The following is an 11,600-nucleotide window of genomic DNA, read 5'->3' on the forward strand; positions in this document are numbered from 1 at the left end:
GTGTTTTGACCCTGCACAGGTGCGACACTATATAGGCGGCACCGCGAGCAAAAGGCAGTAACGTGATCCGTTTCATTCTTTCGATTTTCGGGGCGATATTCAGCCTCGTGACCTTGGGTATTTTTATGGCTGCGCTGGTTATCGGCGCGGTGTTCTGGATGTATGGGCGCGACCTGCCCAGTCACGAATCCCTGGCGCAGTACAAACCGCCCACGATCAGCCGGATTTATTCTGGCGAGGGTCAGCTGATCGACGAATTTGCGCAGGAACGCCGTCTGTTCACCCCGTCAGAAGAAATCCCCGAACTGGTTAAGCAGGCCTTTATTTCGGCCGAAGACAAAAATTTCTATAACCATAAGGGCTATGATCCGCGCGGGATTATTGCCGCTGGTGTCGAGGCAGTGAAATCCAAGGGCGAGAATGTACGGGGTGCATCGACGATCACACAGCAGGTAATGAAGAACTTCCTGTTGTCGGGGGACCGTCGGGCCGAGCGCAAGATCAAAGAGATCATCCTGGCCACACGGCTTGAGAATACGCTGGATAAGGAACAGATCCTAGAACTGTACATGAATGAGATTTTTCTGGGCCAGAACTCGTATGGTGTAACCGCAGCGGCGCAAACCTATTTCAACAAGACCCTTCAGGAATTGGCTCCGCATGAGGCCGCCACTTTGGCGGCTATGCCCAAGGCGCCGTCGGATTATCACCCGGTTCGGCAGAAAGAACGCCTTGTGAACCGGCGCAATTACGTGCTGCGCGAGATGAACCAAAACGGTTATATCGACACGGCGACCTATGAGGCCGAGGTCGAGATGCCTTTGCGGTCTGTCCAGAATGGTGATTTCGAAAGTTTCCGCACCGCCTTACCGCCGCGGGATTACTTCACCGACGAAATCCGCCGCCAGCTGAGCGAAGATTTCGGCGAGGGCGAGTTCTTTACAGGTGGTTTTACTGTCCGCGCCTCTGTGGACGAGGAAATGCAAGTCAAAGCCGCGCACGCCCTGCGCGAGGCGCTGCAGAAATACGACCGGTCTCGTGGAAAATGGCACGGGACCGACGAAGTGATCGCCGAAGAAATACTGGCGGATGAGGTGCAGTGGCGTGAGACCTTGGCGATTCTGGAAATCCCCCGTGATGTGGTTCTGCCTACGCAGTGGTATCCCGCCGTAGTACTGGATGTCGGTGAGCAGGCCCTGACCGTCGGCATTGAAAATGGTCCGGCTGACGGCATCATCCCGCGCTCGGACATCAAGTGGATGCAGGGCAGCTTCTTCGACAACTTCAAACGCGGTGACGTCATTCTGGTGATGGCCGGGGAAGAAGGCCAATGGTCCGCCCGTCAGGTCCCCGAGGTTCAGGGCGGCTTTGTTGCGATGGATGTGAACTCGGGCCGAGTTTTGGCGATGCAGGGCGGATTCTCGTATCAGGATTCTGTGTTCAACCGTGCCACGCAGGCGCAGCGTCAACCCGGGTCAAGCTTTAAGCCTTTCGTCTATGCCGCTGCGTTGGACAGCGGGTATAGCCCTGCGACCATTGTGGTCGACGCTCCGATCGAAGTGAACACACCGCAGGGCCTGTGGCGACCCAAGAATTCGACCAACAAATTCTACGGGCCGACGCCATTGCGTACCGGGATTGAACAGTCGCGGAACCTGATGACTATCCGTCTGGCGCAAGAAGTCACGATGCCCGTGGTTGCCGGATACGCGGAACGCTTTGGCGTTTATGACCGGATGGGTGCTTTCCTGGCCAACTCGCTGGGGTCCGAAGAGACGACGCTGTACAAGATGGTTGCGGCCTATGCGATGTTCGCAAATGGCGGCGAGCGGGTTGAACCCACTCTGGTTGACCGTATTCAGGATCGGTTCGGCAAGACAATCTATCGCCACGATGACCGCCAGTGCCTGGATTGTAATTCGGCCTGGCTGGAACCTGATGAATCCCCCACGATCGAGACAAACCGCAGTCAGGTCATGGATGCGATTACCGCCTATCAGCTGACGTCGATGATGAAAGGTGTCGTAGATCGCGGCACGGCATCCAGCGTTATCAATCTGCCTGTGCCCACCGCTGGGAAGACCGGAACAACCAACGAATCCAAAGACGCCTGGTTCATCGGCTTTACCTCGAACATTGTTGCAGGCTGCTATATCGGCTATGACCGCCCCCGCCCGATGGGCCGGGGCGCGTATGGCGGCACTTTGTGTGGACCTGTGTTCCAAAGCTTCATGGAAACCGCAGTCGAGAAATACGGTGGAGGCCCGTTCGAGGTGCCCCCAGGTGGTCACTTTATCAAAATCGACCGGTTCAGCGGCGCGCGCTTGCCATCTGATGCGTCCGGAGACTTTGTCGTGGCCGAGTATTTCCGCGATGGCGCCGACGGCTTTATCGACCGCATCTATGACGGTGGTTTTGCGATGGGTTCCGACCTGCCGCTGTTTGAAGAGGTCAACAGCTCGGGTCGTCAGGTGACCACGTCGACCGGCGACACCATCACCGTTGGCCCAAATGCCAGCCAGGGCGATTTGCAGGGCGGCGGGCTTTACTGATCCGCCGCGCGCAACAATAGGTTCAAGAGCGTTGCCTCGGGCGCAGCTGAAACTGTCCCGTGGCCGCGCCACATGATGGATAGCGCACCTTTTGCAGCGGCCCATTGGGCAAGACGTTTCCGCGACACACCTAACGCTCCGGAGTAAAGCTGGAGGCAGCGTTCGATCTGGTCGCGGCTGCGAACCAGATCGGGCATACCTTTGGGATGCCGCAATGCGTTTGCAAGTTCAAAAGCAGGATCGCCCAGATACCCCTTTGCATCAATTACCCGTGCCCCTGAAGGCGTTTGAATTACGTTATCGGTGTGAAGGTCACCATGCAGCGGCACCACCTGCGGTTGGCTCGTCAGAAGGTTTGATGCCAGTTCCGTTGCGCGGATCACATCGCGTTGTAGTGCATCAGGGCAATCGCGGGCAAACGTGCAATCAAACAGTGGATTGAATACCTCGTGCAACGGTCGCAGCTCGTCGAACGCAACCGTGGGCTTTTGGTGAAGGCGGTGGGCCATCTCCGAGAAAACCTGCAGCGCGCTTTCAGCGTTTCCGTCACGCGCGATGTCACCCAGTGTCGGACCCTCCAACCACTCCATCAATACGGCTTTGCCCGCTTCGGCATAAATGGCAACCGCGCCACGATCCTGCCAAAGCGACAAAAGCCTGGTCGAAGCAGCTTCGTTCCCGCGATCTGCGCGGTGGTATAACTTTAGCGCGGCCGACCCATAATCCCGCGCGTGAACTTTCCAGACTAACGCATGCTGGGCTTCGGCGATCAGAGCGGCACGGCATAATCCCCAGCAATCCATGATATCACCCGGAACAATATGCATTCAGGTCTCCGCTGTCTTGTGGTGGCCCCACGCTCTTGCTATCACGCAGGCCTGATTGAGCAAGTTGGGACGTAACCATGCGCGCCGAAACCCAGAATACCGTGGCGGAAATTGAAAAGTCGCTAGAGCTGCTGGCGCAGCGCATGGACTATGAAACCGCACCCCATCGCCTTGAGGAATTCAATGCCCGGGTTGAGGATCCCAACCTGTGGGACAACCCCGAGAATGCGCAGAAACTGATGCGCGAGCGGCAGATGCTGGTCGATGCTATTGAAATCTATGAATCCATCAAAACCGACCTCAGCGACAATATGGAATTGATCGAACTGGGCGAGATGGAAGAGGACGAAGAGGTCGTCACCGACGCTGAAGAGGCGATCAGAAAGCTAAAAGCCAAAGCCGCCAAGAAAGAGCTTGAGGCGCTGCTGGACGGAGAGGCCGACGGCAACGACACCTTCCTCGAGATCAATTCGGGCGCAGGCGGCACCGAAAGCTGCGACTGGGCTTCGATGCTGGCGCGGATGTATGTCCGCTGGGCCGAGAAAAAGGGCTATACGGTCGAGCTGCAATCCGAGACCTCGGGCGAAGAGGCGGGTATTAAATCTGCGGCGTACAAAATTTCTGGCCACAACGCCTATGGCTGGCTGAAATCGGAAAGCGGCGTGCATCGGCTGGTGCGAATTTCACCTTATGACTCGGCGGCCAAACGGCATACATCGTTCAGTTCGGTCTGGGTTTACCCGGTGGTGGACGACAATATCGAGATCGAGGTCAACCCGTCCGAGATTCGCATCGACACCTACCGGTCCTCGGGGGCCGGGGGTCAGCACGTGAACACGACAGACTCGGCCGTGCGGATCACGCATATCCCGACCGGGATCGTTGTTACATCATCCGTGAAATCCCAGCACCAGAACCGTGATATTGCGATGAAAGCGCTGAAATCCCGCCTGTACCAGCAAGAGCTGGACCGCCGCAATGCTGACATCAATGCAGCCCACGAGGCAAAGGGCGATGCGGGCTGGGGCAACCAGATTCGGTCGTATGTTCTGCAGCCTTACCAAATGGTGAAGGACCTGAGGACCAACCATGAAACCTCGGATACCAAGGGGGTTTTGGATGGGGATCTTGACGGGTTCATGGCCGCCACGCTGGCCTTGAACGTGGCCGGAAAAAGCCGTTCCGAAGCGCAGGGCGAAGGCTGATAGCAGCGCGTTCGATGCCCATGATGAAGCTGATCAAAGGACATTGGCAACTGATTGCGCTTGTCGCTTTGGTGTTTGTGTTCTGGTCTACGCCGATTGTGGTGCCTCTGAAGATACTCATCGTTTTCCTGCACGAGCTGTCGCACGCGATAACCGTCGTCCTAACCGGTGGTTCGGTCGAGAGCTTCTCGATCTCACCGCAGCAGGGTGGTCTTGTCACAGCGCGTGGTGGGCAAAGATTCTTCAGCCTGTCCGCCGGTTATCTCGGGTCGCTGGCGCTAGGGATGGGGTTGTTGCTGATAGCATTGCGCACGCATTGGGACCGGGCGGTGCTGGGTGGATTTGGCGGCGTGATGCTGTTGGTAACAGCGCTTTATGTTCGCGATCCCTTTGCCATGGCGTTTTGTGCAGGTGTTGGGGCGGTAATGATCGGCATGGCGTTCTATCTAAGTCGGCCGATCTGTGATCTGGCTTTACGCGTGATCGGGCTGACCAGCGTGATCTATGTGCCTTATGATATCTTTGATGACACGATCCGGCGCTCGGGTGTCCGCTCGGATGCCTACATGCTGGCCCAAGAATTCGGCGGCACGACCATGATGTGGGGCGGGATCTGGCTTGTGTTAAGCGTCCTTTCCATCCTTTTGTGCGTAAAACACTTTCTTGGGCACGACAGCAATTTGCATTTTGGGTCTCGATCCAAGTGACCTCGGGTGGTCTTTGGTAAAAAGATGCATTCAAACTGAGGGTTTAAATGAGGATACGCTCCGGCTAGGCTGACCAAAAAGGTGGAGCCCAGGGATGGATCTAGGCCAAATAACAGCAGCCGAATTGTTGAGTGCATTGTCCTCTGGGCGTTTATCGGCGGCTGAACTGATGCAACTGACGCTAGAGCGGATCGGCGCAGTGAACGAGCGCCTGAATGCAATCGTGGCGATGCGTGATCCTGATGATTTGATGGCCGAGGCCCGTGCTGTTGATGCCGGACCAAACCGTGGTCCGCTGCATGGTCTGCCGATTGCCGTCAAAGACTTGGTGAATGTTGCGGGCGTGGTTTCGTCCCAAGGATCACCAATCCTGAATGGGTTCATTCCGGAAACAGACGATCTGTTAGCCCAGCGGATGAAAGAGGCCGGGGCAATCCTGATCGGTAAAACCAATACCCCGGAATTCGGGTTGGGCTCACATACGTTCAATCCAGTATATGGCGTGACATGCAATCCATATGACCCCGAGCGTACTTGCGGCGGTTCATCCGGTGGAGCAGCGGTCGCGCTGGCGTCTGGCATGGTGGCGCTGGCCGATGGGTCTGACATGATGGGCAGCCTGCGCAACCCTGCGGCATGGAACAACGTCTATGGCTTCAGGCCCAGTTGGGGACGGGTGCCAAATGAACCCGACGGTGACGGGTACTTGCACCAGCTTTCTACATTGGGCCCGATGGCGCGGAGCCCCGAAGATATTGGTCTATTGCTTGATGTGATCAGCGGCACTCATCCGTCTCAACCTTTGGGTCATCCGGGGGAAAGCGTGTCTCCGGTCCAACCCGCTGATCTGACCGGAATGCGTATCGGGTGGTTGGATGACTGGGGCGGAGCCTTTCCATTCGAACCTGGTATCCGCGAGGTATGCTGTGACGCGCTCGAGGTGTTCACTCAACTCGGGGCCAAGGTCGAACCCCTCACACCGCCCTTTGACGCAGACCAGATGTGGAATAGCTGGATTACATTGCGTTCGTGGAGCGTGGCCGCCGGTCTTGCGTCTCTGACAGAACACCGCGCGTCACTGAAGGACACTGCGCAATGGGAACTGGACCGCGGTCTGGCGCTGACAGCGATGCAGGTCCATCGTGCCAGTGTTGTGCGAACCGAGTGGTTCCGACGTGCGACCGAAGTTTTCCAGGACTATGATGCGCTTATCCTGCCGTCGGCCCAGGTCTGGCCATTCGACTTGCAGCTTGCATTTCCCACCGAAATCAACGGCACCCGGATGGATACCTATCACCGTTGGATGCAGGTCGTGGTGCCGGTCAGCCTGATCGGACTGCCTTGCCTCTCGGTTCCTGTTGGATTTGGATCCGAAGGCTTGCCGATGGGGATGCAGATCTTTGGTCCGCGCGGAGCGGATTCTCGCATTTTGTCCATCGGATCTGCATATCATTCTGCCACCAGTTGGCCGCAAAAACGACCCGCCTGAAAATCGACCGGATACGAAGGATAAAAGCCATGGACAAACAGTTTGGTGTTCCGAACATGGGGCGGGTAGATGTCGAAATGCTGCACGAGGCCCTAAGGCGAGGCTGGAGCGATTTTCGCCGCGCTCCGCTCTTTGGGCTGCTCTTTTCCGGGTTTTATGTTTTGATGGGTTGGCTGATGGTTTGGGTCACTCTCACGACAGGAACGACCTATTGGCTGATTTTGGCCGCAATCGGTTTCCCGATGCTGGGCCCCTTTGCCATGGTGGGGCTGTATGAGGTATCGCGGCGCATTCAAGAGGGTGAAGGTTTGGATCCTCGGGCCATATTTGGCGTAATCCTGGGTCAAAGCCGCCGTCAGTTACCTTCGATCTGCGCCATCATTGTTGTGATGTTTCTGTTCTGGTTCTTTCTTGGCCACATGATCTTTGCCCTTTTTATGGGGCTATCGACCATGACCAATGTGTCTTCGTCCCTTGAGGTGTTCCTTACATCAAACGGGTTGACGATGTTGGCGGTTGGAACAGCTGTTGGTGCGATTTTTGTGACCATCCTCTACATGATCACGGTGCTTTCAATTCCGATGCTTTTGGACCGAGAGCTGGATTTTGTGACCGCAATGATTGCCAGCTATAGCTATGTGGCCGCAAACCGCAGATTGATGCTGGGGTGGGGCGCGCTGATTGCGGTTCTGACGTTTGCCGCAATGATTCCCTGGTTTTTCGGCTTGTTGATCGTAATGCCGCTATTGGGGCACGCCAGTTGGCACCTTTACTGGCTGATCTCTCAGGGCGGGGAAAGTGCGGGTTAACACGGCAGGATCGTCGTCAAGCGCGGGCCATGGCTTCTGGTCGGCGTGCAATGCGCGCGGCGGCCAGGACTGTCGAGGTGTCGTCCCCTAGATGTCTGAGCAATATCCGCCGTGTCGTCGTTGCGGTAGCTGTAGTTTTTGACAGGCAAATTGCGACACCGCGCCAACAGTCTGTTTGATTTTCAATTCCACGTGTCACCAGATAGATCCTGCTTTTCTGAGACGCACGACAGGACATGAGCATATAAATCTGCCGCCCGGCACAGGCCACGATACCCTGTACTTCGCGCTCTGCGACTGATGCTCCGGGTGTCTCGGAAATTGGTTCAAACCCTCTAACCAAAGTACATTGCGGTAACCTTTTGGCGTGAAAAAGCCTGTGTCTCAGGGGTTTTGTGCCATCAAGTTCTGTCTCGGTCGCATAATAGAACCCGCCGGGAAACAGAATTTCAGTCAGGGTGGCTGGGGTGGATCCCAGAAACTCGGTCAGGGCGACGGCAGCCGGGTGCTTGGACGGTTGGTCAATCTGATCCAAGGGATGGAGCAAAATCCGAGCATCAACATCAAAAAAGCGGCATATTCGGTCAAGGACATCGGGTCGGGGAAAGCTTTCGCCGCCAAGATAGCGATTGAACTGAGTTCGGTTCACTCCAAGCTGGCGGCACAGCTCGGAAACTGAATTATATTGTCCAGCAAGAGTTCGCAGATTGGCGCCGAACATCCTGCGTAGGTCGTCGGGGCTGCGGCTGTCGTTCGTCATTTTCGTCCCGGTACTTGTGTGTATTCCGAATAACCGCGACACAACTGGCTAACAAACCAGGCGCTGTCTGAAATCGTACAGATGACCCAGCGGACGCATCCCAACGCCGCGCTACCCTTAAAGGCTAACGCGATGATGCATAGACGCAATAGGTTAATTCTGATTTAGCTTAAACTTTTTAGGCAAATGTGACGTTGATGTTCACGTTTGGCGTATTGTGATCTTGCAAATTGGGTATTGCCGATACCCCGCCGCCAACTGGATGCGCCGGCGGGGCAGTTTTGGTCAATCGCCGCGCAACAGGGCTGCAACGCCGGTCCGGGCGATTTCGATCAGACCCAGCGGGCGCATCAGATCGGCAAAGGCGTCGATCTTGTCAGGTGCGCCGGTGATCTCAAAAATGAACGAATTCAACGTGCTGTCCACGACATTGGCACGGAAAATATCGGCCAGACGCAGCGCCTCGACCCGCTTGTCGCCGTCGCCGACCACCTTGATGATGGCCAATTCCCGCTCGACCGACGCGCCTTCGACCGTCAGGTCATGCACGTCGCGTACCGATACGATCCGGCCCAGCTGCGCCTTGATCTGTTCGATCACCTGCGGGGTGCCGGTGGTGACGATGGTGATGCGGCTGAGATGGCCGGTATGGTCCACCTCGGCGACGGTCAGGCTTTCGATGTTATAACCACGGCCCGAGAACAGGCCGATGACGCGGGCTAGAACCCCCGGTTCATTCTCGACCAGAACTGCGATGGTATGGCGTTCCTGTACGTCGGAAAACGTGGGTCGTAGGTTATAGGCCGAATGGCGGGTGGAGCCTTTTTTGATATGTAGGGCAGACATGCTGAGCTAGTCCTCTTCGTAGCGAAGGTTCGATACACCTTCGGCATTCTCCAGAATTTTCCAAATTGCGCCACGCAATGCATCCACCTTGGGGGCTGCGTGGTATTTCTTGAACATCTTTCTCACATGCTCGGTCTTTGGTGAGAACTGAACCAGATGGCCATCACCATAGTTTGAGCAGCCGAAAACCAGGGCAAACGGCTCGTCGTGATCAATTTCGTGATACCATCCCCAGTCCTCGGCACAGGCGAAGGAAACCTCAAACCCGGATGCGGCAAGCTCTTCACTCAGAAAGATGCTGAGTTCCTTGCCAAACACATCCGGATTGATGAAATCATCAGATTCTTCGTTCAACTCGTCCGGGGTAGGCTGGAAGCGCGTTGCGTCAAAACTGATCATCTGCGCTGTCATACCAGAACCGAACCTTTGCTATCGATCACGCCCTGCGTCTCGGCCTCGCCCAGCAGCATCTCGTTGTGGGCCTTGCCAGACGGGATCATGGGGAAGCAGTTCTCGTGCTTTTCGACCAGACAGTCGAAGATCACGGGGCCGTCATAGTTGATCATCTCCATGATCGCATCGTCCAGATCGGCGGGGTCAGAACACAAGATACCCTTGGCGCCAAACGCCTCGGCGAGCTTGACGAAATCAGGCAGCGCTTCGGACCAGGAATGCGAATACCGTTCGCCATGCAGCAGTTCCTGCCACTGGCGCACCATGCCCAAGCGTTCGTTGTTCAGGATGAACTGTTTCACCGGCAGGCGATACTGCGTTGCGGTGCCCATTTCCTGCATGTTCATCAGCCACGAGGCCTCACCAGCCACGTTGATCACCAGCGCGTCGGGATGTGCCATCTGAACACCGATCGAGGCCGGGAATCCGTAACCCATCGTGCCCAGACCACCTGAGGTCATCCAGCGGTTGGGATCTTCGAAGCCAAGGTATTGAGCGGCCCACATCTGGTGTTGGCCAACCTCGGTCGTGATGTAACGGTCATGCTTTTTAGTCAGTTCTTCAAGGCGTTGCAGCGCGTATTGCGGTTTGATGGTCTTTTCGCTGTTGGTATAGGCAAGGCAGTTCACCTTGCGCCATTCGCCGATCTGTTCCTGCCATTTCGCAATAGCTGCGGTGTTGGTCTTGCGACCGCGCGATTTCCAGACCTTGAGGATATCCTCAAGAACGTGGGCCACATCGCCAACAATCGGGATATCAACGCGGATCACCTTGTTGATCGAAGACGGGTCGATGTCGATATGCGCTTTTTTGGAATCGGGCGAGAACGCGTCGATCCGTCCAGTGATGCGGTCATCAAAACGAGCGCCGATATTGATCATCAGATCGCAATCATGCATCGCCAGATTGGCCTCATACAACCCGTGCATGCCCAGCATACCAAGCCAGTTTTTGCCCGACGCCGGATAGGCGCCCAGACCCATCAGGGTCGAAGTGATCGGGAAATCTGTTGCGTCTACCAGTTCCCGCAGCAACTGGCTGGCTGCCGGGCCCGAATTGATGACGCCGCCGCCGGTGTAAAAGACGGGTTTCTTGGCGGTCTCAATCGCAGCAACCAACTCGGTGATCTCTTCCAGATCGCCCTTCACTATCGGTTGGTAGTGCGAGGTCGAGGGCTTTGGGGCGCTATAGTCACCGGTAGCGAACTGAACGTCTTTGGGGATATCGACCAGAACCGGACCAGGGCGGCCCGAGGTGGCGACATGGAACGCCTCGTGCAGGGTATCGGACAGCGAATTCGTGTCCTTTACCAGCCAGTTATGTTTGGTGCAGGGGCGGGTGATGCCAATAGTATCAGCCTCCTGAAAGGCGTCCGAGCCGATCATGAAGGTTGGAACCTGTCCGGTCAGAACAACAATCGGGATCGAGTCCAGAAGCGCATCTGTCAGCCCGGTCACCGCATTGGTAGCGCCGGGGCCCGAGGTCACAAGTGCAACGCCGGGCTTGCCGGTCGAGCGGGCATAGCCTTCGGCGGCGTGAACCGCACCCTGTTCGTGACGCACCAGAATGTGGCGAATGTCGTTTTGCAGAAAGATCTCGTCATAGATCGGTAGCACGGCGCCACCGGGGTATCCGAATACCGTGTCCACGCCCTGATCCTTGAGGGCCTGAACTACCATCTTTGCGCCGGTCATCTCACGTGTCATCTGCTTTGCTCCGTTCGCGACATGTGTCTTGCGTTTCGCATAAAAAAAGCCCCCGAGATTTTCGGAGGCGCATGGGTTCGATTATGGTTTACCGTTACCGGCCCATGCGCGTGGTTCCTACGATTGCGACTAGCGTTCTCATCGCCAGAGGCTCCTTTTTGCGTGGGTTGGACATTATGGGCGGTGGAAAGGGGCGTCAACAGGCAATTACACCAATTTTCTAACTTCTGGGTGGTATTTTGCGAC

General features: G+C 56.3%; 10 protein-coding genes. 5 read left to right on the forward strand and 5 right to left on the reverse strand.

Annotated elements, in window-relative coordinates:
• Positions 1-62: 62 nt before the first annotated feature.
• Positions 63-2,552: a penicillin-binding protein 1A gene (locus tag AC2FIZ_RS01400; RefSeq protein WP_281971944.1), complete on the forward strand. Its 2,490-nt coding sequence runs from the start codon at positions 63-65 to the stop codon at positions 2,550-2,552.
• On the opposite strand, the gene AC2FIZ_RS01405 is transcribed toward AC2FIZ_RS01400, so the two are convergent.
• Positions 2,546-3,379, reverse strand: a complete 834-nt coding sequence (locus AC2FIZ_RS01405; protein ID WP_281971945.1) for an aminoglycoside phosphotransferase family protein — start codon at positions 3,377-3,379, stop codon at positions 2,546-2,548. The two genes, AC2FIZ_RS01400 and AC2FIZ_RS01405, sit on opposite strands and share 7 nt — an antisense overlap.
• 77 nt (positions 3,380-3,456) lie before the next feature.
• Between AC2FIZ_RS01405 and prfB the strand changes: the two genes are divergently transcribed.
• From prfB to AC2FIZ_RS01425, 4 genes are all read left to right on the forward strand, one after another.
• Complete coding sequence (prfB, locus tag AC2FIZ_RS01410; protein ID WP_142633271.1) at positions 3,457-4,584, forward strand: peptide chain release factor 2; 1,128 nt, start codon at positions 3,457-3,459, stop codon at positions 4,582-4,584.
• A 14-nt stretch (positions 4,585-4,598) separates the two neighbouring features.
• Positions 4,599-5,291: a M50 family metallopeptidase gene (locus AC2FIZ_RS01415; protein WP_496790478.1), complete on the forward strand. Its 693-nt coding sequence runs from the start codon at positions 4,599-4,601 to the stop codon at positions 5,289-5,291.
• Positions 5,292-5,385: 94 nt separating this feature from the next.
• Positions 5,386-6,780 carry an amidase gene (locus tag AC2FIZ_RS01420; protein ID WP_281994480.1) on the forward strand — a complete coding sequence of 465 codons (1,395 nt, stop codon included), beginning with the start codon at positions 5,386-5,388 and terminating at the stop codon, positions 6,778-6,780.
• Positions 6,781-6,809: 29 nt separating this feature from the next.
• On the forward strand, positions 6,810-7,589 hold the full coding sequence (locus AC2FIZ_RS01425; protein WP_496790480.1) for a DUF2189 domain-containing protein: 780 nt from the start codon (positions 6,810-6,812) through the stop codon (positions 7,587-7,589).
• Positions 7,590-7,605: 16 nt separating this feature from the next.
• Here the strand turns inward: AC2FIZ_RS01425 and AC2FIZ_RS01430 are convergent, their stop codons facing one another.
• The 4 genes from AC2FIZ_RS01430 to AC2FIZ_RS01445 form a co-directional block, all read right to left on the reverse strand.
• Positions 7,606-8,349, reverse strand: a complete 744-nt coding sequence (locus AC2FIZ_RS01430) for a helix-turn-helix domain-containing protein (protein WP_496790481.1) — start codon at positions 8,347-8,349, stop codon at positions 7,606-7,608.
• A 285-nt stretch (positions 8,350-8,634) separates the two neighbouring features.
• Positions 8,635-9,195 (reverse strand): acetolactate synthase small subunit, encoded by a 561-nt coding sequence (gene ilvN, locus AC2FIZ_RS01435; RefSeq protein ID WP_142633282.1) that lies wholly within the window; start codon positions 9,193-9,195, stop codon positions 8,635-8,637.
• A gap of 6 nt (positions 9,196-9,201) precedes the next feature.
• Entirely contained in the window at positions 9,202-9,594 is a 393-nt protein-coding gene (locus AC2FIZ_RS01440; protein ID WP_271947534.1) for a hypothetical protein, read from the reverse strand.
• 8 nt (positions 9,595-9,602) lie between these two features.
• Entirely contained in the window at positions 9,603-11,354 is a 1,752-nt protein-coding gene (locus AC2FIZ_RS01445; protein WP_271947532.1) for an acetolactate synthase 3 large subunit, read from the reverse strand.
• Positions 11,355-11,600 lie beyond the last annotated feature (246 nt).

The sequence above is a fragment of the Ruegeria sp. CDSB022 genome (assembly GCF_059611145.1).

What these genes read in the sequence shown, in the direction of transcription:
- AC2FIZ_RS01405 (WP_281971945.1), bottom strand. Translation starts at nt 3,379, where the DNA reads ATGCATATTGTTCCGGGTGATATCATGGATTGCTGGGGATTATGCCGT.
- prfB (WP_142633271.1), top strand. Translation starts at nt 3,457, where the DNA reads ATGCGCGCCGAAACCCAGAATACCGTGGCGGAAATTGAAAAGTCGCTA.
- AC2FIZ_RS01415 (WP_496790478.1), top strand. Translation starts at nt 4,599, where the DNA reads ATGCCCATGATGAAGCTGATCAAAGGACATTGGCAACTGATTGCGCTT.
- AC2FIZ_RS01420 (WP_281994480.1), top strand. Translation starts at nt 5,386, where the DNA reads ATGGATCTAGGCCAAATAACAGCAGCCGAATTGTTGAGTGCATTGTCC.
- AC2FIZ_RS01425 (WP_496790480.1), top strand. Translation starts at nt 6,810, where the DNA reads ATGGACAAACAGTTTGGTGTTCCGAACATGGGGCGGGTAGATGTCGAA.
- AC2FIZ_RS01430 (WP_496790481.1), bottom strand. Translation starts at nt 8,349, where the DNA reads ATGACGAACGACAGCCGCAGCCCCGACGACCTACGCAGGATGTTCGGC.
- ilvN (WP_142633282.1), bottom strand. Translation starts at nt 9,195, where the DNA reads ATGTCTGCCCTACATATCAAAAAAGGCTCCACCCGCCATTCGGCCTAT.
- AC2FIZ_RS01440 (WP_271947534.1), bottom strand. Translation starts at nt 9,594, where the DNA reads ATGATCAGTTTTGACGCAACGCGCTTCCAGCCTACCCCGGACGAGTTG.
- AC2FIZ_RS01445 (WP_271947532.1), bottom strand. Translation starts at nt 11,354, where the DNA reads ATGACACGTGAGATGACCGGCGCAAAGATGGTAGTTCAGGCCCTCAAG.